Source organism: Nitrospira sp. (assembly GCA_029194665.1).
Taxonomy (GTDB): domain Bacteria; phylum Nitrospirota; class Nitrospiria; order Nitrospirales; family Nitrospiraceae; genus Nitrospira_D.
Genome location: JARFXO010000010.1, coordinates 1 through 24,757 on the forward strand (window position 1 = coordinate 1; position 24,757 = coordinate 24,757).

Here is a 24,757-nt window from a genome sequence, read left to right on the forward strand (position 1 = left end):
TTGTCGAAGGGCGTAGGGTTCCGCGCAGTCCTATTCGTGGTTCGACAAGCTCACCACGAACGGAGTTCTGGGTACAACATGAGCGGGAAATCATCATGACCGAGGAAGGAACCGGCAGCCTTCCCGCTGCTGTCACGAAGGCCTACGATGTGTTGCTCTGGCTCATCAACCACGTGGGCAAATTTCCAAGGTCGCATCGGTTTGTGCTTGGAGATCGGATCGAATCGCGTATGTTGAACGTACTCGAATCTCTGGTCCTGGCAGCCTATGCGCGAGAGAAGAAGTCGCATCTCCAGCAGGCGAATGGGAATGTACAGGTCTTGCGTTTGTTGGTGCGAGCTGGGAAAGATTTGGGGTTCACCAGCGCGAAGCAGTATGAGTTCATCTCGCGCGAACTGGTCGAGCTGGGCCGTCAAATCGGCGGCTGGACGAAAATTCAGGCAGGATGATCGATGGGCACCCTGTTCGAGCAAATCACGTCTTTTCCCAATCTGGTGCAAGCGGCACGTCTAGCCGGCCGAGGCAAGCGCTTTCGTCCCAACGTAGCAGCCTTCGCCTTGGATCTGGAAGAGGAGCTGCATCAGGTGCGGCAAGAACTGGTCTCGCGCAGGTATTGTCCCGGCCCCTACCGCACGTTTGTCATCCGTGAGAAGAAGCCCCGTTTCATCAGCGCGGCACCGTTCCGCGACCGCGTCGTGCACCATGCGCTCTGCAATATCATCGAGCCGATTTTCGATCGCCGTTTTCTCTACGATTCATACGCCTGCCGCAAGGGGAAGGGCACGCATGCGGCGGTGGATCGCGCGTCGTCCTACGCAGGACGATTTCGGTATGTGCTGAAGTGTGACATTGAGAAATATTTTCCCAGCATCGACCATGCCATTCTCCTTGAGCTGATCGCCAAGCAAATCTGGGATGAGGGAGCGCTCTGGCTGATCCGCACCATCCTGGAGGGCAGCAACCAGCAGCCCAACGCACAGCATTACTTTCCGGGCGACGATCTGTTTGCTCCGTTTGAACGGCGTCGTGGCATTCCCATCGGGAACCAAACGAGTCAGTTCTTTGCGAATGTCTACCTGGATCGTCTGGATCATTACGTGAAGGAAACGCTTCGTGTGCCCGGCTATGTGCGGTATGTCGACGATCTGCTGCTGTTCGATCACGATAAGCGACGGCTTCACGACGTGCGGTCGGCTCTTGGGGAGGCCCTCGCGGTGCTGCGATTGCGCCTCCATCCGAGGAAGTGCTTTGTGGCCACGGTCGCATCAGGATTTACCTTTCTCGGCTATCGGATCTTTCCCGCACATCGCCGGTTGGACGCGGACAATGTCCGACGATTCAAGCGGCGGCTCCGGCTGTATCGCCAGGCGGTGGCAGACCGGAGGATGTCGGACCTTCAGCGGAAAGATCGTATCCGAAGTTGGGTGGCCCATGCGGCACATGCCGACACGGCACGCCTGCGCACGAGAATCTTAGGCAAGGCGGTGTTGTGAGCGTGGAAACATGCTTCGGGCGATGCACGTGGTAGGGGAGAGGATTGTGGCGGGACTGAGGCTCCGCCATGCGGGGTTGGTCGCTTTTTATGATCCGCGGTGGGTCTTGGAACAATGAACCGGACAACGTCCGGTCTGCAAACCGGAACAGGAACATACCCACGAAACGGAACGATAATATCGGGTTCCGTTGCGCCCAAGACGCCTGCCCGATGGCTGGACTCCGACTCTTCATGGAGAAGGTTCGGAGTGTGCCGTTGGGCGTCCAGACCGATCCCGGGCTGGTTGGATGAGACGCCGGCCAGCCGAAGAACGCACCGCCTACATTTCGGACCGGTCAAGTGACCCAACCACTGGTCCAGGACCGGCCCGAGATGAGGTCAACGGTGGTTGATAACGAAGTCCTAAGAAGGCTGTGCGAAGTCAACACGATCTATCAAAGGGTCGGATATCGAAACGTCTCTCCCACATGGCTGGTGTCGGTGCGATGGGGAATTGCATCGTGATGGACTTTGCGAGGGGACAGTGTGCAAGGCAAGTATGAGGCATAGCGGAGAAGAACGATCCGTCGCTGGTGGGCTGCTTGCCGCCGTCGGGATTCCTATGGTACCGTCGAATCCTCATATTCTGGAGTTGGAATGATGGTGAAACTTACATGTGGTATGCGACTGGTGTTGACGGTGGGAGCGTGTCTGCTCTTGGGGCTACCTCCATGGCCTACGGTGCTCGGGGCTGAGGAGCCGGTCACGATTTCAAAGTCCGAGGAGTATTTCCCTGATGTGGTCGGGAGCAGTTGGACCTATCGCGGCCAGATCAACGAGGGACCACTCCAATCTGTGGAACTGAAGATGTTCACAAATGTGTCGACGGTCTCGGGCACTAAAACCATGAACGGTGTCACCGTCACGGTGTTCCATGATACGAACCCGGGCGATCATGGACCGTCGGATAGTTTTTATCGACGCGATGCCGTCGGCATTGTGTATTATGGGTCGGATCCGGGAACACCGTTCGAGAAACATCTGACCCCCTATCAGATTTTTAGATTTCCGTTGAGAATTCCATCCTCCTTCCAGCAGTTTGACCGAATGGGAGTTGATTTCGGCAGCGATATGGATCGTGACCAGACGGATGAAAAGGTCGATACCCAGGGCTGGAGTAAAGTGGTTGGTCGAGAAACCATCACCGTTCCGGCCGGTACGTTTCAGGATGCCATCAAAGTGGAATCGCGGATGAACATGAAGATCCACTTGTCAGGAAGCCGTCGCACCGTCTCAGGAATCGACGTGATGACGGCCTGGTTCGCCAAGGGGGTCGGTCTCGTGAAATATACCGAACGGCAGGAATTATCAGCCATCAAGGAAGACCGCGGCGTCGTAACGGAGATCACGGAAGAACTGGAAGCGTACGAGGTCAAACCCGCGAAGGCCTCACTGAGTCGATTCGAACCCACGGCGAAGGGTGTTCTCACTGATGACTTTGGCGATCATGAACTGGGTCAGATAGTCTTCCACGCCCGTTTTCGTGCCTACCCCTGAGAATCGGTGCCCACCGAAGGGTTGTCGGGAAACGAGGGCGCCGGTGATCGGTCGGTTCAAGTAGAGATTGCCCACGTCGAATTCCTCCCGTGCCTTGGCAAGAGTGGCCGGGCTTCTGGCATAGACTCCGCCGGTCAATGCATAGTCGGTCCCATTCGCCATGCGAATTGCGTCGGCCATACTGTCCGCTTTCATAACGGCTAGGACCGGCCCAAAGATTTCCTCCTGTGCCAGACGGTGATGCGGTTGGATGTCGACAAACACCGTCGGTCCGACGAAATATCCGGTTTGATCCACGGGGTACTGCACGAGGAGCCGGCCTTCTTCGAGCCCGAGTGACAGATAGCGTTGTATACTCGCCTTGGCTCGGGCATCGATCACCGGTCCTACTTTGGTGGACGGGTGCATGGGATTGCCGACCTCCAAGCTCAGCACTGCCTCACGGAGGCGGGAAACGAAGGTCTCGTAGACGGTGCGATGGACGATGACTCGGGAGCAAGCCGAGCACTTCTGTCCCGCGTAGCCGGCGAACGATGCGACGACACCGGTAATTGCTTCGTCGAGGTCCGCGGTCTCATCGACAATGATGGCATTCTTCCCACCCATCTCGGCAATCACCCGCTTGACCATAGGCTGTCCTGGGCGCTCGTGTGATGCTTCGGCCAACATGCGGAGTCCAACGGCCTTCGATCCGGTAAACGCGATCGTTACGACATGGGGATGCGCGACGAGCGCTTGGCCGACCTCCGGTCCACCTGGAAGACAGGTCAAACAACCGGCTGGTACACCGGCTTGGATCAAGATGTCGGTGAGCAAAGTTCCTAAGATGGGCGAGCGTTCCGACGGTTTGAACAGGACCGGATTTCCGGTCACGAGTGCTGCTGAGATCATTCCTGTCGGGATGGCGAGCGGAAAATTCCATGGCGCGATGACTGCCGTCACGCCGCGCGGTTCATAGACAAGCTGGTTGAGTTCCCCCGGACGGTTGCCCAATCGCATCGGCCGAGCCAGACGATCCATCTCATCGGCATAGTAGCGAAGAAAGTCGATCGCTTCCGTCACATCGGCATCGGCCTCGCGCCAGGGTTTGCCGACCTCAAAGATCTCCCAGGCTGCCAGCTCGTACCGACGACGAGACATTTCCGACGCTGCATGGCGCAGCATTTCAGATCGAGCTTCCGGAGCCTTCCGCCACCAAGGGTCCCATTGTTTGAGCGCCTGTTCAATGATGTAGTCCAGGTCGGACAACGCCGCGCTTTGCACCTTGGCCACGACCTCATGTGGTCTACAAGGGTTACGGGATTCCAGCCATGGACCGGTCAGTCTGATGCCGGGTGCTCCACCGCGCCATTCTCGACCCAGCTGAGATTGAACCGATCCAATACTCGCTCGCATGGCCTTCCGAACCTCTGCCCGTGAAAAGTCGCTATGTGGTTCATTGCTGAAAAGCTTCTTGCCGTTCGTTGTTGTGGGTTGGAATTGCGCCGACGTTGTTGGTGGAACGAGAAGCCGGGCCAATGGTTGTGACTCGACGTACTCTTTTTGGAGGAACGATTCGTTTGATGTATTTTCCAAGAGCCGCCGTACCAGATAGGCCATGCCGGGGAGCAGTTGACCCACGGGTGTGTACAAACGTACCCGACGCCCCAGTTTCACCAAAGCTTGTTGGAAAGGCTCCGCCATACCGAAGATCATTTGGTATTCGCGCGTGTCAGGCGTCAGACCCCGCGATTCCGCATGGGCTTCGATGGCAGCCAACGTGCGAAGATTGTGCGTGCCGAACGCGGGACGGATGAGATCGGCATGGTCAAACAGCAGCGGAATCAATCGCTCGTACTGCATATCGGTTTCCGCCTTCTGCTCAAAAAGCGGAAGCGGCCAGCCTGCTTGCCGATATCGGACAGTGTCTGAATCCCAGTAAGCACCTTTGACCAGTCGAATCGTGATCGGTGTACCACGTGTTCGTACCCAGGCCACGAGATCATGGACATCCCGTTCGGTTTCTCGGTGATAGGCTTGCAGCGCGAGTCCGGCATGGGGATAGGATCGATAGGCTGGCTCTGCGAAGAGTCGTTTAAAAATATTCAGGATCAGGTCCTTCGTGTCGGCTTGCTCCATATCGAAAATCAATCCGGCCGGCAGCGACTGTGCCAGATCCACCAGCGGACGGAGACGCGCGGCGATCGATTCGTAACTTCCATCGGGATCGATCGGGTCCAAACGAGATGAGAGAGCCGAAATTTTGAGCGACAGCTGCACTGGTGGGATCGGTCCCAAGTGGTCTTGTTGGAGCAGCGGCGTGGAAGGCCAAGTGTTGATGGCCTGACCGAGTTCTTTCAACGCATTCAGGCACTGATCACGATAGTGGTCGGCCTCCCGCTCGCTGATCGTCGCTTCTCCCAGCAGATCGACAGACCAGGCTCGTCCGTCTTTCCATAACTGCGACAGGACCGGTAATGCCTCTGCGATCGAGGCTCCGGCGATGAAGGTCTTGGCCATCTGTTCGATCTGTTTCCTGATCGATTTGCCTGTGAGACGGGCTCCCATGCTTGTTGAAGCCAGTGCCTTCAATCCCCACTGAAGTCCGAACAACTCGTTGCTCTCGCGGCCGAAATATTCTTCGGCCAGCGAGACGACTCGTTGATCGTCCTGAATGACCGGAAGGACATCGATGAAGTGGAACAACCTGGTCTTAAACGATGCATCCTTCATCGCCAGGTTGATCGCCGAATGAGACCACCAGCGGCTATCGAAGATCGAGGGGGAATGGCCGGCGGAGAGCCGGGCAAGTTGTTCGCCGATCCGAAGAATGGTCGGCTCAAGCGAAGAGGGTACCGTCGTCATATATACTCCTGACACAGTATACCTCGTCCTTTGCTTCCCCAGTAGGCTACATGGATAATGGCCCGACCGACCCATATCATTTCGCGTCTATCATCGCTTATGATGCTGGAGTCAGATTAAATACGGACTCAGATCGAAGACACGCGTGCTCTATGACGCGGGTCGGTCGAAATCAGAGTAGGAGATATCGATATGGCTGACGAACATGGTCATGGGGCACAACAGCCTCAGGTAAAAGATAATTTGATCCCCGGCGTGAAGCAGGTCATCGCGGTGAGCAGCGGAAAAGGAGGAGTCGGCAAATCAACCGTGGCGGCGAACCTGGCCTGTGCGTTGGCCGTGGCCGGTGCCAAGGTAGGGCTGTTGGACGCCGACCTGTACGGCCCCAACATTCCGATGATGATGGGGAGTACGGCCGGACCGGAACAGAAAGACGGCAAGATTGTTCCGGTCGAGAATTACGGGGTGAAGCTGATTTCCATGGCGTTTCTGGTGCCGGAAGAAGCCCCGCTGGTTTGGCGCGGTCCGATGGTCCATCAGTATCTGCAAGCGTTCTTCCGCGATGTGCTCTGGGGGGACCTGGATTATTTACTTATCGACTTGCCGCCTGGTACCGGTGACGTGCAGCTATCCTTGTCACAGATGGTTCCGTTAGCCGGAGCTATTACCGTGACCACGCCGCAAGAAGTCGCGCTCTACGACGTTCGTAAGGGTATGGCGATGTTCCAGAAAGTAAATGTTCCGCTCCTAGGTATCATCGAAAATATGAGTTATTTTGTCTGTGGTCACTGCGGTGAGCGGACGGAGATCTTTTCACATGGAGGAGGGGAGCGAGCGGCGGCCAAGCTCGCGGTGCCGTTCCTCGGGCGGATCCCAATCGATCCAGCCATTAGGGATGGGGGAGATACCGGTCATCCGATCGTCGTCTCTGATCCGGCATCTCCTCAGGCCGAGGCGTTTCGGGGGATCGCAAAGAAAATCATGCAAGAGCTGGGTGGGACCGGGAAAGCCGGACAGTCCATCGATAGTTTGCTCAAGAAGATCAAGCAACCGTTCAGCAGCAATTGACAGGGCTTATTGCTTGGAGGGAAAGAATGGCGGAGTTCGTGCGAGTGGCGGCTACGGCAGATGTAAAACCTGGGCATGGGATTGTGGCAGAAGCGAACGGAAAGACGCTGGCCCTATTTAACGTGGACGGGACGATTCATGCGATCAACAATACCTGTTGCCATCGAGAGGGGCCGTTGGGAGAGGGAGAGTTGGAAGGCAACATCGTCACCTGCCCCTGGCATGGCTGGCGATACAACGTGATCACTGGGGCTTGCATCAACAATCCATCCGCAAAGGTAGAGGCCTATCAGGTGAAGATCGAAGGCGGCGATGTGAAGGTTTTACTTGAACAATGAGTATTGCTCGCACCAAAGGACGAACCGCATACAGTGTTTGGGTTGTGACTCAGAGGGGTAGGATTCGGGGGCTTTGCGATACACCATCAGCCATTCACTCTAACTTGAGGTGACACATGTCTGTTTCTGCCAACGATCAAACCGATATTGCGGCGGCGCTCGTGCGTCTCTATGTCTTTCTGGCCCAGTATCTTGATCGGTGTTTTGATGAGGCGGCTCGGAAGAGTTACCCGGACTCCGAACTCCAAGGGCACCTTGACGAAACGCGGCGGCAGCTCATGGAGATCCTGTCGGTCAATCCGGTTGTCCAACATAAGCTTACCGAGGAGTGTGACCGAATCCTGAAGCTCGGTGCCTCTTGCCTAAAATCCGGTGCGATGGATGCCAAGACCCGCGAGGCGATTCAAGCTGAGCGGGCAGTGCTCAAGAACAAGACCATCGCGTTGAGCGACTTGGTCGCCGTCTTCCGAGCGTTAGAATGAGCGATGGATCAGGGCGGGCTCGACAAACACCAGCTCGCTGGATTGGACGACCGGGAGCGGGGATTTAGCAGGCCGGTCGAGTTTGAACGAGCAGAGGAAGGCTATCGAGCTATTTTACGGTACGAGACAGTCTGCGTCACGACCGAGATACATCAGACCCAGGACGACACACTCAGCAGTTTGATTCAGACCTTACATGCCCGTGGCTACCGGCAGCTGAAAACTCAACTGAGTTTTCGCGAGGGCGTCTATCTCGGATCGCGGGAACTTTGGGTGGAGTATCCTGATCCGCCGGAAACTGTGCCAGCCCCATCTGGTTTCTTTGATAAAATAAAGAGCTGGTTTACGCCGGGCTCCGTGAAGGGATAGCGCTATGAGCTTTATTCCTTTTGATCGTCTTCGGTCCTCCGCAATAACCAGCCATCAACCATCGGCTGATCGACGACCCCGCCTTCCTTCCTGGTTTAAAGTCCAGGCCAAGACTGGTCCGAATTATCTCGATGTCAAGCAGACCATGGAGCGACTCAAGCTCCATACGATATGCGAGGAGGCAGGTTGCCCGAACCGGTGGGAATGTTGGAATGCCCGTACCGCCACCTTCCTCATCCTGGGCGATATCTGCACCAGACGCTGTCACTACTGTTCTGTGGAGACAGGGAGGCCGCTTCCAGTAGATGAGAGAGAGCCAGGTCGTGTGGCAGAAGCAATCCAAGCCCTCAACCTGCGCCATGCCGTGATCACCTCGGTGAATCGTGACGAATTGCCTGATGGTGGAGCCTGGGTCTTTGCAGAAACGATTCGACAAACCAGGCGGCTGAATCCAGCCTGCACAATCGAGGTCCTGATACCGGATTTTGAAGGTGACGCTACTGCGCTGGCAACAGTTTGTGCGGAGAAGCCTGAAATCCTGAATCATAATATTGAAACCGTCAGGCGACTCTTCCCTTCAATCAGACCCCAGGGGAAGTATCAACGGTCGATCGAACTTCTTGCGAAGGCCAAACAGCACGGCATGAAGACGAAATCCGGTTTGATCGTAGGGATGGGCGAGACTCTCGACGAAGCGCGCGAAGTCATGCGCGACCTCCGAGCGGTCGATTGCGATATCATGACCATCGGCCAATATCTCCAACCGACGAGAGACCATCTGCCAGTCGCACGGTTTTACGATCCTTCCGAATTTGCGCTGCTGAAAGAGGAAGGCCTCACCATGGGCTTCACCCACGTGGAATCCGGTCCGCTCGTCCGCAGCTCCTATCACGCGGAGCAGCAGGTAGCTGGTTGATAAACGATATCTCCGCAGGATCGGAAATCTTCAGCCCGTCTAGGGGTGAGTCAACCCGTTAGGTGTCACCTTTTCCTCTTTCTTTCCCTTTGCCCACACATCCATTGTTGATCTCCGGACCCTGTTCGCCTATAGACTATAAATTCAGCTTGTCAGGGACTGGCTCCGGCGTCCGTGACGATGCCTGTCCCGGTTCGGACCTAGATCGGTGTACAGAGCCGTCGGCTCGGGTGTTCCGGCCGGTGAAGCCCTCAACGAGCAATGGGAGGTGTGCATGATCGAAACCTATTTCAACCGATTCGTGGATCGTTCGTTCGAATGGATTTCTTCGTCAGGCCTACGGATTATTTTGATAACGGTCGGGATGCTCCTCTTATTTTCGCTCCTTCAACGACTCGTGGAGCGGTTTCGTCGTCTCTGTGAAGGACGGCTTTTCGGGCCGATGGAATTGAAACGGGCTGATACGCTGACTCAAGTCATCCGGGATCTCGCCCGCGTCGTCATTCTTGGAGTCGGGGGAATGATGGTGCTCTCGGAGGTCGGAGTGGATTTGAAACCCCTGCTGGCCGCGGCCGGGCTGGGCGGCCTGGCCATCGGTTTCGGCGCCCAAAGTTTGGTCAAGGATGTGATCTCGGGATTTTTCATTCTTCTCGAAGACTCGATCCGGGTTGGTGATGTGGTGGAGATTGCCGGGGTGAGCGGCTTGGTGGAAGAAGTGAAGCTGAGGACCATCGTGCTGCGTGATGAGTCCGGAAGCATTCATGTCATTCCGAACGGCACTATCAATACCGTGAAGAACATGACGCAACTCTATTCCTATTATGTCTTCAATATCGGCATCGCCTACAGGGAAAGCGTCGATGAGGTCATGGCCTTGCTGAAGGACATTGCCGAAGAATTGCGACAAGATGCCGAGTTTGCCGGCGATATCTTGGAACCGCTGGAGATGTCAGGAGTCGAACGGTTTGCCGATTCCGCCGTCATCATCAAATGCCGGATCAAGACCAAACCGATTCAGCAATGGCGGATCGGCCGCGAGATGAACCGCCGGATCAAGAACACCTTCGATGCCAAGGGTATCGAGATGCCTTTTCCTCACCAGACGATTTATTGGGGCGCGCCCAAGGATGGAACGGCGCCACCACTCTATGTGGTGAGCGGGTCGTCTAATCCCTCGGTCGTACGATGAGCGCCAAGCGTCTCATCCATGTCGGCCTCCTTTGAGTCGTCTGGACGGCCTCAAAATGTCTAAGTACTGCCATACCTGTCGTTGTGCAGTCGGTAAGATGTCGAGACGAGGAATGAAGGTGCGGATCATGAAAGGATTCGAGCAGGCATGGGCGGAACGTGGTCCGGGGCGGCAAGCCCGAGCCGGTAGTGCCAATAGGCCCATGAACGAGGCGTGAACTGGCCGATTTCGGCCCGGCGCAACAGGGCGCGTAGATAATCGTCGCCAGCAAGCGTGGCCAGCGCTTGAACGTCATCATAATCGCCGATGTTCATGACCTGGGCTACGACGCGCTCCGGCATGGTAACGGCTTCCTCCGGCGTCATCCACCAGATGTATTTGCGCGCGAAAAGTGTGACCAATGCGGGATCAAGCGGTGTCATAGGAACAACATGACCAATGAATTGGCGATGACTGATGGGCGAATTCTACGCCAGAACCGGGCGCTTGCCAACAGGCATGTTTCCGAATGGTATGAGAAGAAATGCGCTGTATCGATCAATCATCGGCATGGTCTCCGCTTGAGGGCGAGCGGCATGCCCGCGCCGAGTGTCGGTCGAAGGCGCGATCGCATATCCGTCTGGGCAGAGATCAAGACGTCGGTATATGTCGAGAGGACGAGCGGTGCAATAGCCGCTAAAAGTTTACAGCCGAGAGAAACCTGGTAGTCTTCCGTGAGGGCATTCCACTGCAAGCTGCCGGATCTCTTGGCTTCGCCATGGCGCTCCATCTCATCGAAAATAATGACATCCGCTCGCTAGAGCCGGTGAAGTTTGAAAAGATCAAGCTCAAAGAACGCGCAGACCTCCAACGACTCCTGCGAGATCGAATCGAGATCATTTTCCCCCATGCTGATGAGAGGCTACCTGCAATGGTCCTCGCTGAGGAGTTCAGCAGATGGGATGACTCCTCGCGCAGAATCGACCTGTTGGCTCTTGATAGAGATGCAAATCTTGTCGTCGTGGAACTCAAACGAACTGATGATGGGGGGCATATGGAACTTCAAGCCCTCCGCTATGCCGCGATGGTTTCGACCATGACGTTTGCCCAAGCTGTCGAAGCGCACGAAGAATACTTGCGGCAACGAGGTTTCTCCGATGACGCCAAGGAGGCAATCCTTCAATTCTTAGGCTGGGAGGATGAGACCGACCGACGCTTTGCTGAGGCAGTTCGGATTGTGCTAGTCTCCGCGGATTTTTCCAAAGAGATTACGACCACGGCCTTGTGGCTGAATGAACGCGGTCTGGACATTCGGTGTGTCCGATTGAAGCCGTACGGAATGAATGCGCAAGTCATTCTCGATGTTCAACAGCTGATTCCGCTTCCTGAGGTCCAGGAGTACATGATTCAAGTCGGGATCAAACAACGATCTGAGCAAATGTCAGGGGGTCGGACATGGAGCTGGGAGGCATTTCTCATAGAAACTCGCAAGAACTGTGGTGAAGACATTACGCAGCTAGTTCGATCCATCTACGAATGGTCTATCACTGAATTTGGGCAGGTTCGATTTACTGGGGACAAGAGTCCACGCTTTGGACCGACCTTTCGCCCGGATGGGAGCGGGCCTCGGATGTTTTTAGTGAAGGCAAATGGCCAAATCGCCTTTCGCTTCACTGACTGGAAGCCGATGTCTTGGGGCAATGATCGAACCATTGGAAAGGGATTCTTGGAGCGGCTGGACAAGATACCAGGATTTGATCTGGCCGAACCTGATCTGGATAAGAAACGTAACGTCCCATTGACACTGCTCTTAGATCCCGCACACCTCGATCTGTTCAAGAAGGCGGCAAGCTGGCTGAAGCAGGCAGTTCTGACGGTTGAAAAAAAGTCTTAACTGTCCCCGGATTGATTGCCTATCAAGCAATCACTTCGCGCAGGGGTGCAACTGCCTGTCGTGTGGTTCCTTGTCGGAGTCCGCTACTGTTGGGCGTGGTTTGAAGACTGGTGAACCGGCATCGGCCGCCTGAATCGTTCAATTAGCGTTGATTCGCTTCGTTCAGGCCCAGTGGTGCACCGCGCTCCTATCGTGCCGAGCAGCAGGCCTGCCGCAAGACATAGAAAATAGTCATGAGTCGCCACATCATCGTTGTCAGCGCCCATCCGGACGATATGGAAATCGGGATGGGCGGGACGGTCGCCAAACTCGTCGAGTCTCAAGCACCCATCACGTCCGTCGTCATCACGGACGGTGGCCGTTCCTCGAATCCGTTTGGGTTCAGCGAGCAACGGATGGCCGAAGTCAGAAGGGAAGAGGCGCTGCGGGCCGCGCATGTGCTGGGGGTCCGTGAGGTCGTTTTTTGCGATCAACCGGATGCGGCGGAAGAGATCGATGTCCAGGCCGTCAAACGGAAACTGGTCGAACTATTAGCGCACCTGCAGCCAGACGAAATCTATGCATTGGACGAGGAAGGTGATCGACATCCAGCCCATCGGCTCGCCGGCAAATTGGCGAGGGAAAGCGTACGGGAGTCAGGCATCGTCCCGGCCGCCGGCCTCTGGGCATATGAAGTCTGGGGACCATTGGCGGCTTGGGACCGGATTGAATACATCGATGTGCAGCTGGCTAAGAAGATGGCGGCTATCGCGGAGCATCACAGTCAAGTGGCCACGATTCCCTATGGGGAAGGGGTCTTGGGGCTGAACCGCTGGCGTGCCGTGTTCGCCGATCCTGCAGCCCAGGCTCTGGCTGGCGTCTATGCGGAAGTCTTTCGATGGGTGGCTCTCACTGTGCAAGAATCAGAATCTATATAGAACCCTCACAGCTAGTTCTCGCTTCTGCCATGCTGAATCGTCGGCTCAGGCTGAACTTCCAATCTTTTTCCACCCTGAGAGCACGCAGCGCTGCGCGATCAGCGGGGTAAATCGAGAAATGTCTTGAGCGATTCCGGTCATGAACCGGTCGGCGAGGGACTGATCCTCAAAACATTCGTAGACGTCATCGAGAAACCCGCCTCGAAGGAGCGGGTGATACAGAAACTGTTGTCCGGGACCAGTCTCAACTTCGAGCGGATATTCGATCACCTCGACTCGCTCAAGATCGAGTTTCTCGAGCCATGTTCGCCCTTCTTGTGCCGATGGTCGTTCGTTTAGGTAAATTTGAAAACGCTCCCGCTCGCCTGTCAGGCCCTGCCGGGTCATTGATTGATCTACCAGTTGCCACAGTGAATCGAATGTTCCATAGGACGGAAAGGTCAGGACGAGCTGACCACCAGGGTTAAGCCGTTCGACGAGTCCACGGACAGCCTCGAATCTATTAGGGCGGAAGAACATCACGGAGAGATTTCCTGTGACGCGATCAAAGGTCGGCAGATCAGGAGGCAGAGATCGCATGTCTATACATTCGAAGCGGAGCCATGGTAGCTGTGATCCTTGAATCGCCCTGGCACGAGCAATCTGACCGGCACTGATGTCAATCGCCAGCACTTCACCGGTTGGACCAACTTGCTCAGCCAGATAGAAAGCAGGAATGCCGTGGCCGGATGCGACATCCAGGATCCGCAGCCCTGGTCGAAGGGCGAGGTGCTGCAGCAACGATTCAGCGAATGGCGTGGACCAATAATCGTGCTTCGGAAGAGGCCAGCGCGGAGCCTGCTTGCTCATGAGGCGATGAAGATCATGTGGGAGAGGCCAATGCGGTGGCGACGAGCGCCTGAGCTTCTTCCTGGATCTTCTTCAGATGCTCTTTCCCTTTAAAACTCTCTGCGTAGAGTTTATACACATCTTCGGTTCCGGACGGCCTAGCGGCGAACCAGCCGCTCTTGGTCACCACCTTCAAGCCACCGATGGCTGCGCCGTTGCCGGGAGCCTTAGTGAGCATGGCCGTGACCTTGTCACCGGCGAGCTGCGTTGCTCTGACTTGATCGGGTGACAGCTTCGACAGAATCGTTTTCTGCTCCGGCGTGGCAGGTGCATCTATCCGTTCGTAGACCGGCTCACCCAGCTCGTTTGTGAGGTCTCGGTATAATTCGGATGGATCGCGACCGGTCTTAGCCATCATTTCGGCTGCTAGCAGATCCATGATGATGCCGTCCTTATCAGTCGACCATACTGTCCCATCTTTCCGTAAGAATGACGCGCCGGCGCTTTCTTCGCCGCCAAAACCTAGTGACCCGTCGAGCAGGCCACTCACAAACCACTTGAATCCAACCGGTACTTCGACCAACTTTCGGTTAAGTTTGGCCGCCACACGATCGATGAGGCTGCTGCTCACCAGTGTCTTGCCGATCCCGGCATCCGATTTCCAGCCGGGACGGTTGGCAAAGAGGTAGGCAATCGAGACGGCCAGGTAATGGTTCGGATTCATCAAGCCGGAACGAGTGACGATCCCATGTCGGTCATTGTCCGCATCATTCCCGAATGCCACGTCGAAGCGATCTTTCAAGGCGATCAAATTCGCCATGGCATAGGGGGAAGAGCAGTCCATTCTGATCTTGCCGTCCCAATCCAAGGGCATGAAGCGGAACGTTGGATCGACAGTCGGATTCACGACCTCGATATTCAGCCCGTAACGCTCGACAATCGGTTGCCAGTAGGCCACCCCGGACCCGCCCAGCGGATCAACCCCAAGCCTCAGCCTCGCGGACCTGATAGCATCCATGTCGACGACGTTGATCAGATCGTTCACGTAGGCTCCAATGTAATCGTGTCGACGTGTGGTCGATGCCTGTCGGGCCTGTTCAATCGGAAGACGTTTCATTCCTTGAAGGTTAGCGGCTAGAAGGACATTGGCTCGATCCTCGATCCATTTCGTGATCTGTGTATCGGCTGGGCCTCCTTGTGGCGGGTTGTATTTGATGCCTCCGTCTTCCGGCGGATTGTGGGATGGCGTGATGACGATCCCGTCGGCCAGACCGGATGTTCGGCCACGGTTGTGCGTGAGGATTGCATGAGAGATCACCGGTGTCGGCGTGAACCCACCGTCCTTGTCGATCATGACATCAACGCCATTCGCTGCGAGGATCTCCAGGGCTGTCACGACCGCAGGCTCTGATAGAGCATGTGTATCTTTTCCCAAATACAGCGGCCCGGTCGTGTGTTGTGCCGACCGGTATTCGCAAACGGCCTGAGTGATGGCCGCGATATGGTTCTCGTTGAAGCTTCGTTTGAAGGAAGAACCGCGATGTCCAGATGTGCCGAACGACACACGTTGTTCTCGCACTGAAGCGTCCGGCTTCTCAGTCCAATACGCGGACAAGAGCTTTTCGATATCCACGAGGATTGAGCGGGGTGCCGGCTGACCGGCGAAAGGATGAATAGCCATAGGTAAGATGTAATTCGACAGTCCGATCGCTGTCAACTGTGGAGTGTCAACGTAATAGGAAAGCAGACCTCGGTCTTGTCAGGTATCAATAGCAGTGGTTGCCTCGGAAGCTCCTGTATAGCTTACGTGAGGATGGCGATACTCGGAAGGATTGGTCTTCGAACTATGAAATCGGAGGAGACAAAACTCCTTATAGAACGCTGAGTTCATGGATTTCGAGGGATTGATCCGGTAAGATGCCGACAGGACCTGTGCGTCATCTGAAGGGGTTGTTGTGTCCCGTATTCGGCTTGCCTTCCTCGTCATACTGGCCCTCGTCGTGTTGGCCGGAACATTTCTCTCGTTTTCAAGGGAACTGACCGGTCAAAACTATCTCAAGGACTTTGTTCTCGATCAACTCGAGGAGAGTCTGGGCCGGAAAATCGACGTTCGTCACATCAAGTTCGTCATCTTCCCTAGTATTCGTGTGGAGTTGTCCGAAGTCGCGGTTCATGATCCACGGTCAGATCAGCTGGTGCTGATGGCGAAACGGATCAATCTGGTCTTGCGTTTCTTGCCGCTTTTGAAAAAGCAAATTGTCGGAAAACGGTTGTTGATTGAGGAACCGACGCTCACTCTTCGACGGGACGAAAGCGGTCGTTGGAATCTCCTGGACGGGTTAAACGGGCAAGGGGATACCGACCAGCAAACGATGGAGCTGATGGCACGGACGTTCATGATCAGAGAGGCGACGCTCGTCAACGGAACGATCACGGTTGTTGATGCGGCCAGACCTGACGGCATTCGGTCCATCAAGTTAGAGCATGTCGAGCTTAAGTTGCTGGTCCGCCCTGATCGCAACCTCGCCGAATTGCACCTGTCAGCGGATCACCAAGGGCAAGGAGAACCAGGCCTATCCGCTCTGTCGCTGGATGGCGTCGTCAAACGAGCAGAACCAACGCTGTCGTTGTCCGGCGAACAAACGACGGAATCGGCCACAGGATTTCAGTTTGAAGGACAGATTGACGCCGCCGATCTTAGGATACGGGACGCAGCCGACTTTCTTGGTCCCAGGCCGGTTTCGAAGAATCTTCAAGGAGCGTTAAATCTTAAGGGTACCGTCCGCGTCATGCCGGGTGTTGCCGGATATGACATGGTCCTGTCCGACATGACCGCTCATTTAAATAACATTGCGCTGAAAGGAAAGGCCAATCTGGCCGGCCTTCTGACTCCTCAACCGACGTTTGCCGTCACGTTCAGCAGTTCTCCTGTTGCCCTTCCCCAGCTACTAAAAACCATTTCCCCTGACTGGATCCATCGGCAGCTTCCAGCCTTGCTGGTTGATCGTCAGATCGACGGCAAGGTGCAAGTGGTGAACGCGACGCTCACCGGGTCAACGACGACCGGTCTCCAACTATCGACGATCGGGGAGTTCCATCTCAGCGAAGGTCGAGGTTTGATCGGCCGGGATCGGATAGCGGCGAAAGACCTTGCTGCCGTGGTGGTGGTCGAGACAGGGCGTGTTCGTATCACCAAGGTAAGCGGAATGTATGGGGCGATGCATATCACCGGTGGGAAAGGGGAGGTGTCGTTTCTCGACGCAGGTCCATGGGCGGAACTGGAGATCACGGGAGAGACGGCGGCAACTCATCTTGTCGAATATTTTGTGAAGACGGTGAAAGCGGAACGAGCCGGGCAGTGGTTAGCCGGTATTCGTGATGCAGAGGGAACAGTTCAGTCGACGTTTCGTTTGATGGGACCGTTGAACCAGTCCGGCGGGATCACGTATGCCGGTGGGGAAATTACGGCTGACCAAGTCAGTTTCACCCATGTGAATTGGCCTGAGCGTTTGACCGGGATGCAGGGAAGAGTTGTCTTCGCCGATGGGTTCACACAGTTTGATCAAATCACCGGACATCTCGGCGGGACCGATGTCCAAGTCCAAGGGACCATCACAGGTGGAGGGACAAGCCGGTTCCAAGACTTTGTGATTCGCACAAGCGGTGAGGCGGCGCAGATGATGCGGCTGTTCCACGCCACGGCGCTCGGACAGCGCTCGTTCGAAGGGACGATCAGCTCGACGGTGGCGTTCTCCGGTCTCACGGCGAGACCTCATATCCGCGGGTCCGTTGTGTTGGATGGCGCAAAAGTGGTGGTTGGAGCAATGGAAAAACCCGTCGGCCCTCACGCGACGGTGGAATTCGAGGGCGTCATGCCCCAGGCTACCACCATCAAGCTCCATCGCGTGGAGCTGGTACTGCCAGCTTTGACCATTCCCGCGAAAGGAACGATGCAGCTCGGGAATGGTTTCATGATCGATATGGCAGTGGCAACCGGCACAGTGTCGGTTGCCAGTCTTCCGGAATGGATGCCCAAAGGTGGGCTTGAGGCGGGCAACCTCGAAGTTTCGCTCGATATCAAAGGAAGGGAGACGGATTGGCGGACGTGGAAAATTGCCGGATGGATGGGGTTAACGAATGGGTTAATGCAGGCCAAAGGGATCGACGGGCACTTACAGGATCTCTATGCTCGTGTGAAGCTTGCCCGCAATGAGGTCGAACTCAAACGGCTGTCGTTTAAGGTCCATGGTAGCGACGTTGCCATAGAAGCTGTGATTCAAAATTGGATGACGAAACCGATCATCACCGGCAAGATCGAATCAAACCAATTGGATTTGAGCTTGGTCATTCCGAAGGGTGAACGGACTCCGATTCGTGAATTCCTCGAGACTCTGGCGGCCACCGGTCACCTTACGATGTCTGCATCCATCGCACGGGGGCATTACCGACACATGAAAGTCGGCGCGCTTACCGCGCGAATCAATATTCTGGACGGAGTGCTTGACATCGATCGTCTTTCCGCCGAGTCAACCCATGGGCAAGTGGCTGGACGGCTGGTGCTGCACCTTCCCCGAAAGGCACCGGCGGACTTTGATCTTTCGTTCCGGGCTACCGGCGTAGAATTTGAAGACTTGATGAGCCTGACCAACGCTCAGGTACATGGCGTATCAGGAGAGGCTCGCTTCAGCGGCATGCTTCGCGGTCATGGGCGCAATCCTCATGGGGTCTATCCCTCGTTAAATGGGAAAGTCGAGTTGTTGTTGGAAAACGGTCGTATCCTGAAATCGAACGAGCGGGCGATATGGAAGATTATTAGTTTGCTGAACCTCCCGGCTGTGCTGCAGGGAAAGGTGGATCTTGAAAAGGAGGGGCTGCCCTACAACAGGATTTCCGCGATCGTTGCCATTCAAGATGGGATGTTTCAGACGGAAAGCCTGATCATCGACAGCCCGATTCTGAAAATTACGGCTGCCGGGAATTACGATTTGCCGACCGACCAGCTGGATCTCGTCGTTGCCGTGAGTCCGTTCGGGTCATACTCACAATTCCTCAAGACGATTCCACTCTTTGGACGTATCGTGGCGGGCGATCGCAAGGGTATCGCCACGGCGATGTTCACCGTGAAGGGAGCGATGGAGAATCCAGACGTGACCTATCTGCCGGTGAAGTCCTTTGCGTCCGGTCTGTCGGGATTGGCCCAACTCGCGGTCGATGTCCTAACGAACACCCTGACGCTGCCGATAGATTTGGTAACGCCGGATGAAGAATCCGGAGTGCGACCAAAGGATATGACTTCGTCGCCGGCTCCTGCCGTGCCGTGACGCCCCTTCATTCTTGAGCAACTTCCATTTCTTGACCGACCTACGCCCTCATGTTAGCATCACTGGAAGTGCGACTCTGGACACCTCTAAGGATTCCATTCGATCCTGCCACCCCACTGCTAGATCCATGAAACGCTCCACGATCTCACAACCAGAGGCGGCCACACTGTTCATCGCGGCCAGCGAGCAGGACTCGAACCTGTACTACGCCACGCGCTTCGTGGCGCCGGACCCGTTCATCTACCTCGAAATCAAAGGTGAGCGGTTGATGGTCATGAGCGATCTGGAAATGGATCGTGCCAGGACCCAATCTTCAGTGGATCGAGTATTGTCTTATTCTGAAATCGAAGAGAAGGCGAAGAAACAGGGGATCAAGAGCCCGACGACGGTTGATATCGTGCACATCGTGTTAAAGGAGTTCAAAGTCCGCCGCCTGTTGGTGCCGGCCAATTTCCCGTTCATTCACGCCACGCGATTACAGGAGTTGGGGTACAGTCTCAAACCAAAACGCGATCCTTTCTACGAACAGCGCGTCATAAAAAACGTGGAGGAGGTTCGATCCATCGAGCTCTCCCAGCGGGCCACTGAGGACGCGGTGGCCTCGGCGCATGACCTGCTGAGACGGGCGACCATCCGGGATGGGGAGCTGTGGTTTGACGGAGCGCTGTTGACATCTGAGCGGGTCAAGCAGTTGATCAATGTCACACTCATGGAGCGGAACTGTGTGGCTCAGCATACGATTGTAGCTGGTGGGGAACAAGCCTGTGATCCGCACAACGAAGGGAGCGGACCGTTGCCGGCTCATGGCAGCATTATTTTCGATGTGTTCCCTCGTTCAGCGACGACTCGCTATTTTGCCGACATGTCCCGTACGGTGATACGCGGGACGGCGAGTTCGGAACTCAAGCGGTTGTATGGTGCTGTGAAGGATGCCCAGGAAGATGCCATCGACCAGATCAAGGACGGCGCCGATGGAATGAAGATCCACCAAGGTATCTGTGCCCGATTTGAAAAGGCAGGGTACAAGACCGGCTTGATGAACGGCCGCATGCAGGGGTATTTTCACGGAACCGGACATGGTGTGGGGCTTGATATCCACGAGGCGCCACGGATCAGTCGAACTGGGTCACTCCTCCAAGAGGGCCACGTCGTCACGGTCGAACCAGGACTGTATTATCCAGGATTGGGAGCAGTCCGAATCGAGGACATGGTGCTCGTGACGAAGGACGGTTGCCGCAATCTCACCAATTTTCCCAAAGTCTTCGAGCTCGGATAGAGGGCGGTTCGGGCCAGTCCCCTCATTTCCACCTTTCCTTATCGGGTAAGCATTCCGTTTGTGGTGCTGAGATGTCCCACGCATTTCACTTTCTGGACGATGTCGCCATAGCCGATCTGGCGTTCGAGGCCTCCGGCAATTCGCTCCAGGAACTCTTCCAAGGGGCGACCTGTGCGGTCATCGAAGCGCTGGCTGATCCCACGACAGTGGGATCTACTTGGCGGCAAATGCTTGAACGCACCGATGAGGATCCCGCCGAACTGTTGTTCGATTGGCTCTCGGAACTTGTGTACTGGAAGGATGCAGCCGGGGTAGTATTCAGTCGGTCGGAACTCACGCTGGCTCGCCAGGACCACGACTGCTGGAAACTGACGGGGTTCCTGTACGGAGAGCCGGTCAACGGCTCAGCTCAGACCCTGAGGGCCGATGTGAAGGGAGTTACCAAGCATCTCTATCGTCTTCGACAGAAAGACGAGCAGTGGACGGTCATGGTGGTGTTGGACGTATGAAGCTGAATACCGAAATGCAGGTCAATCGGATTAGTGATGAGGTATGGGAAATTCCCGTTACCGAAAAATCAGGCATGCTTGTTCCTGCCCGAATCTATGCCACCCCAACCATTCTCCAATCGATGGATGCCGGAGTATTCGAGCAGGTGACGAACGTCGCTTGTCTCCCTGGAATTAGACGATACGCGCTCTGCATGCCGGATGGTCATTGGGGCTACGGATTTCCTATTGGAGGTGTCGCCGCATTTGATGTCCGGTCAGGAGTCATTTCGCCTGGGGGTGTCGGTTATGACGTGAATTGTGGCATGCGTCTCATCAGAACAGATCTCACCCGGCAGGATGTGCAGCCTCAGCTTGATCGATTGATGACGGAATTGTTTCGTCGAGTACCGGCAGGGGTAGGCGCAAGCGGGTTTGTACGGTTGGACCGCTCGTCGTTTGAACAAGTCATGACCAAGGGGGCTCAATGGTGTATTGCTCAGGGATTCGGTTGGCATCGCGATCTGGAGACAATTGAAGAAGGAGGCTGCATAACCGGAGCCGACCCTTCAAAAGTCAGCGACCAGGCAGTCAAACGAGGAATCAATCAGTTGGGGACCTTGGGGTCAGGTAACCACTATCTCGAAGTACAGGTGGTATCCAGTGATCGGGTATTTGACAAAGAGACTGCTTCAGCTTGGGGGATCACCGGCCACGACCAGATCGTGGTGATGGTCCACTGCGGATCTCGTGGGTTCGGCCACCAGGTCGCGAGCGACTACCTTAAGATATTCGAACGAGCAATGAGGCGATACGGGATTACCGTCAAGGATCAGCAACTGGCCTGTGCCCCGTTCGCTTCCGTCGAAGGACAGGATTACTTTTCGGCTATGAACTGCGCGGCCAACACGGCCTTCGCCAATCGTCAGGTCATCACTCATCAGATTCGAGAAGCGTTTGCCACGGTGTTCAGCCGGCCGGCAGAAGAGCTGGGTATGGAGCTGGTCTACGACGTGGCGCACAATATCGCCAAAGTTGAGCGGTATCCGGAAGGAGAATTGGTGGTCCATCGGAAAGGATCAACGAGAGCATTGGGTCCAGGAAGTCCAGATCTCTCGCCACGATATCGTATGACAGGCCAACCGGTGATTTGCGGCGGTTCAATGGAAACCGGATCGTATCTATTGGTGGGGACGGAAGGAGCGGTGCGGGATACCTTTGCTTCGACGATGCACGGATCGGGGCGGACAATGTCGAGGGCCCAGGCGAAGAAGGCAATTCGTGGTGAGCAGATACAGAAACAACTGAAACAGCGCGGTATCCTCGTGAAGGCGGTTTCAATGTCGGGTTTGGCGGAAGAAGCTGGGTTCGCATACAAAAACATATCCGAAGTGGTCGAGGCGGTCGATCGTGCGGGAATCACAAAGACTGTGGCGGAACTCCGGCCCATAGGCAATATAAAGGGCTAGTGACGAATAGGCGCACGGCTTCCAGGTATGCTCACCGCTAGGCAGCTTTGGCAGTTCGAATCTTCGCTGCCTGTCCAAGAATATCGAGAGCGGCGATTCGGTAGGCTTCGGCATATGTTGGAAAGTTGAAGACGTTGTCGATAAACGATTCGATCGTTGCGCCGCTCTGAAGGGCTAATTGTCCCAGGTGTACCAACTCCGTGGCAGAATCTCCGACGACTTGTATCCCGAGTAGCCGCGCACCTGCTGGATCAGCTACCATTTTAAGGAGACCGTGGCCGGCACCTGATATCTGGGCGCGGGCGATCTCCTCAAACTTCGCCCGTCCGATCAACGGATCTCGATAGCGCTCTCGAGCGCCTACCTCGTCAAGGCCGATACTGGCCATTTCCGGGATCGTATAGATGCCTAACGGGATGGTCGAGGCGGCATCACCGATCGGGAGGTTGAGGGCGTGGCGGACGGCGCGTCGGCCCTGCTCCATGGCTTTAGATGCCAATGCCGGCGCACCAACCATGTCACCGACGGCGTAGATGTGAGGAACATTCGTCTGGCAGAATTGATTGACGGGAATCACGCCTTTATGAGAAACCATGATCCCCGCAGCGGAAAGATTCAGATCATCGACGTTGGCCTGCCGACCCAGAGCGACCAGCATCTTCTCACTATTGACTATCGTGCCATCGCTCAGTTTCGTGGCAACGTGCGCTACCTCGTTCCATCGCACCTGCTCGATATGCTGTCCGCCGAGATAATGGCCACCCCGCTGTTCAAAGCCTTTGATGAACTGTTCGACCAGTTCTCGATCCATAAATTGAAGCGGATGGGGAGCTCGATCGATCAGCGTGACTTCTACACCCAGCAGCGCAAAGATAGAAGCATACTCGCAGCCGATCACACCACCTCCGACGACAGCCAGTGACCGTGGTATGTACATCATGGAAAGGAGCGAGTCGCTGTCAAGAATGTGCTCATGGTCGACGGGGATCTCCTCGGGGTTTCTCGGGCGCGAGCCCGTGGCGACCACGATGGTATCTGCCATGAATTGTTGTTGCGCTCCGTCCACGGTTTGCATCTCGATTGTGTGCTCACTGAGGAAACGCGCTTGTCCGTGAAACAGCGAGATCCCGTTGCGCCGAATCTGACGGCTCATAAAGGAGTCGTGGGCTTGGACGACATCTTCAAGACGGCTCAAGAGTGTCGCAATTTGAGTATCCGGTTTCAGACTGAATCGGAACGCTTCTCCTGCCCGCCTGAGCCGATCCAGCTGGAGGGCGCTTTCTCGCAATGTCTTGCTGGGGATCGTTCCGCGATAGACACAGCTGCCCCCGATGCCGCGCTCTCGTTCAATCAGGGCGACACGCTTCCCGGCTTTGGTACCCTGGACTGCGGCCTTCTGGCCGGCTGGGCCGGCTCCGATCACGATGATGTCGTACGTACTTGGTATGCTCATAGGTTCATCGCATTGACAATGGTTAAGACCTGATCTTTAGTCATCAGGAGTTTATCGACGTCTTGAGGGTACAGATTCAACTCTGCGAATACCGGATGATCGCGGAGACTTTCTTCGGGCATTTCTTCTGGCGTGAGGAGGTGGCTCGCCAATCGATCTGCAATAAAGGTGAGCATGCATTCCTGGCGGAAGGTGGTGGTATGCTCGTAGTCCCTGTAATATTGGATCGCCTCTGCCACTTGTTTGGGCAAACTCCATTTATCGGCGATCAGAACGCCCACATGGGTATGGTAGCCCTCGATCAATGTTTTAATGTGAGATTTGTTATCCAGTATCGTGGCCAGTGCTTTGACCCAATCGTCGCTTTTTTCTCGAGCGATCGTCGTGGTTATTCGCAGGACAACGGGTTTCCCGATTTCATGCAATAGTCCGCAGAGATAGGCGCTTTCGACATTCATGCGTTTCGCCCGGGCGACTTCTTTTGCAAAGGCCCCGGTGGCTAACGAATGCCGCCAGAGCTGTTTGACTTCATCTTCATATCCCGGTACCTGGAACGCGCCGACCTTCAATGAGGCAGTAAAGGCGATTTCCGAGAGCAGAGTGATCCCCAACATGGCGACAGCGTGCTGGAGCGAGACGACCGGACTCCTGGGCATGTAGGCTGGCGAATTGGCAATCTTCAACACATGAGCGGCAAGGGCTTGGTCTTGATGGATCAATGCGGAGAGCTTCGCCGCATCGGAGGCAGGATCCGCCGCCAGTGCCAGAACCTGGCTGGCTGCTTGCGGGAGCAGGGGAAGCTCAACCTCTTCCGCCTCAATTTTTTGAATCAAGGCTTGTTCCAACCGTTCAATTGGGGTGGTTACCGATCCTATTTCAGAAGCCATATGGATCT

At 55.6% G+C, this 24,757-nt stretch carries 21 protein-coding genes; 15 read left to right on the top strand and 6 right to left on the bottom strand.

What is annotated here, in order from left to right; all coding sequences use genetic code 11:
• From avd to P0119_22400, 3 genes are all read left to right on the top strand, one after another.
• A partial coding sequence (gene avd / locus P0119_22390) for a diversity-generating retroelement protein Avd (protein ID MDF0668809.1) occupies nt 1-449 on the top strand: 449 nt, incomplete at its 5' end.
• 3 nt (nt 450-452) lie between these two features.
• Entirely contained in the window at nt 453-1,493 is a 1,041-nt protein-coding gene (locus P0119_22395; protein MDF0668810.1) for a reverse transcriptase/maturase family protein, read from the top strand.
• Between the two features lie 638 nt (nt 1,494-2,131).
• Entirely contained in the window at nt 2,132-3,031 is a 900-nt protein-coding gene (locus tag P0119_22400) for a hypothetical protein (GenBank protein MDF0668811.1), read from the top strand.
• Here the strand turns inward: P0119_22400 and P0119_22405 are convergent.
• Entirely contained in the window at nt 2,924-5,875 is a 2,952-nt protein-coding gene (locus P0119_22405; protein MDF0668812.1) for a proline dehydrogenase family protein, read from the bottom strand. The two genes, P0119_22400 and P0119_22405, sit on opposite strands and share 108 nt — an antisense overlap.
• A gap of 192 nt (nt 5,876-6,067) precedes the next feature.
• Here P0119_22405 and P0119_22410 point away from each other — a divergent pair, with 192 nt between their 5' ends.
• The 6 genes from P0119_22410 to P0119_22435 all read left to right on the top strand — a co-directional run bounded on the left by P0119_22410 (nt 6,068) and on the right by P0119_22435 (nt 10,237).
• The gene (locus tag P0119_22410; protein MDF0668813.1) at nt 6,068-6,943 is read left to right on the top strand and encodes an Mrp/NBP35 family ATP-binding protein; all 876 of its coding nucleotides are present in this window, start codon (nt 6,068-6,070) and stop codon (nt 6,941-6,943) included.
• A 26-nt stretch (nt 6,944-6,969) separates the two neighbouring features.
• The gene (locus P0119_22415) at nt 6,970-7,281 is read left to right on the top strand and encodes a Rieske 2Fe-2S domain-containing protein (protein ID MDF0668814.1); all 312 of its coding nucleotides are present in this window, start codon (nt 6,970-6,972) and stop codon (nt 7,279-7,281) included.
• A gap of 116 nt (nt 7,282-7,397) precedes the next feature.
• A complete protein-coding gene (locus P0119_22420) occupies nt 7,398-7,763 on the top strand; it encodes a hypothetical protein (protein MDF0668815.1) in 366 nt (121 codons plus the stop codon).
• A 3-nt stretch (nt 7,764-7,766) separates the two neighbouring features.
• The gene (locus P0119_22425) at nt 7,767-8,132 is read left to right on the top strand and encodes a hypothetical protein (GenBank protein MDF0668816.1); all 366 of its coding nucleotides are present in this window, start codon (nt 7,767-7,769) and stop codon (nt 8,130-8,132) included.
• Nucleotides 8,133-8,136: 4 nt separating this feature from the next.
• A complete protein-coding gene (gene lipA, locus P0119_22430; GenBank protein MDF0668817.1) occupies nt 8,137-9,048 on the top strand; it encodes a lipoyl synthase in 912 nt (303 codons plus the stop codon).
• 274 nt (nt 9,049-9,322) lie between these two features.
• Nucleotides 9,323-10,237 (top strand): mechanosensitive ion channel family protein, encoded by a 915-nt coding sequence (locus tag P0119_22435; protein ID MDF0668818.1) that lies wholly within the window; start codon nt 9,323-9,325, stop codon nt 10,235-10,237.
• Between the two features lie 125 nt (nt 10,238-10,362).
• Here the strand turns inward: P0119_22435 and P0119_22440 are convergent, their stop codons facing one another.
• Nucleotides 10,363-10,659 (bottom strand): hypothetical protein, encoded by a 297-nt coding sequence (locus P0119_22440; protein MDF0668819.1) that lies wholly within the window; start codon nt 10,657-10,659, stop codon nt 10,363-10,365.
• A gap of 335 nt (nt 10,660-10,994) precedes the next feature.
• On the opposite strand from P0119_22440, the gene P0119_22445 reads away from it, so the two are divergent.
• On the top strand, nt 10,995-12,110 hold the full coding sequence (locus P0119_22445; protein MDF0668820.1) for a hypothetical protein: 1,116 nt from the start codon (nt 10,995-10,997) through the stop codon (nt 12,108-12,110).
• A gap of 233 nt (nt 12,111-12,343) precedes the next feature.
• Nucleotides 12,344-13,027, top strand: coding sequence for a PIG-L family deacetylase (locus tag P0119_22450; GenBank protein ID MDF0668821.1), 684 nt, complete (start codon nt 12,344-12,346; stop codon nt 13,025-13,027).
• 45 nt (nt 13,028-13,072) lie between these two features.
• On the opposite strand, the gene P0119_22455 is transcribed toward P0119_22450, so the two are convergent.
• Both P0119_22455 and pgm read right to left on the bottom strand, forming a co-directional pair.
• Entirely contained in the window at nt 13,073-13,876 is an 804-nt protein-coding gene (locus tag P0119_22455) for a class I SAM-dependent methyltransferase (GenBank protein MDF0668822.1), read from the bottom strand.
• A 13-nt stretch (nt 13,877-13,889) separates the two neighbouring features.
• Nucleotides 13,890-15,536 carry a phosphoglucomutase (alpha-D-glucose-1,6-bisphosphate-dependent) gene (pgm, locus tag P0119_22460; protein ID MDF0668823.1) on the bottom strand — a complete coding sequence of 549 codons (1,647 nt, stop codon included), beginning with the start codon at nt 15,534-15,536 and terminating at the stop codon, nt 13,890-13,892.
• Nucleotides 15,537-15,810: 274 nt separating this feature from the next.
• Between pgm and P0119_22465 the strand changes: the two genes are divergently transcribed.
• The 4 genes from P0119_22465 (at nt 15,811) to P0119_22480 (ending at nt 22,409) form a co-directional block, all read left to right on the top strand.
• Nucleotides 15,811-19,176, top strand: coding sequence for an AsmA-like C-terminal domain-containing protein (locus tag P0119_22465; protein MDF0668824.1), 3,366 nt, complete (start codon nt 15,811-15,813; stop codon nt 19,174-19,176).
• Between the two features lie 127 nt (nt 19,177-19,303).
• Nucleotides 19,304-20,452, top strand: coding sequence for a Xaa-Pro peptidase family protein (locus tag P0119_22470; protein MDF0668825.1), 1,149 nt, complete (start codon nt 19,304-19,306; stop codon nt 20,450-20,452).
• A 71-nt stretch (nt 20,453-20,523) separates the two neighbouring features.
• Nucleotides 20,524-20,961, top strand: coding sequence for an archease (locus P0119_22475; protein ID MDF0668826.1), 438 nt, complete (start codon nt 20,524-20,526; stop codon nt 20,959-20,961).
• A complete protein-coding gene (locus P0119_22480) occupies nt 20,958-22,409 on the top strand; it encodes an RtcB family protein (protein MDF0668827.1) in 1,452 nt (483 codons plus the stop codon). The genes P0119_22475 and P0119_22480 overlap by 4 nt, the downstream gene beginning before the upstream one ends.
• A gap of 37 nt (nt 22,410-22,446) precedes the next feature.
• Here the strand turns inward: P0119_22480 and sthA are convergent, their stop codons facing one another.
• Together sthA and P0119_22490 are read right to left on the bottom strand one after the other, a co-directional pair.
• Nucleotides 22,447-23,862 (bottom strand): Si-specific NAD(P)(+) transhydrogenase, encoded by a 1,416-nt coding sequence (sthA, locus tag P0119_22485; protein ID MDF0668828.1) that lies wholly within the window; start codon nt 23,860-23,862, stop codon nt 22,447-22,449.
• Entirely contained in the window at nt 23,859-24,749 is an 891-nt protein-coding gene (locus tag P0119_22490) for an HDOD domain-containing protein (protein MDF0668829.1), read from the bottom strand. The genes sthA and P0119_22490 overlap by 4 nt, the downstream gene beginning before the upstream one ends.
• Nucleotides 24,750-24,757 lie beyond the last annotated feature (8 nt).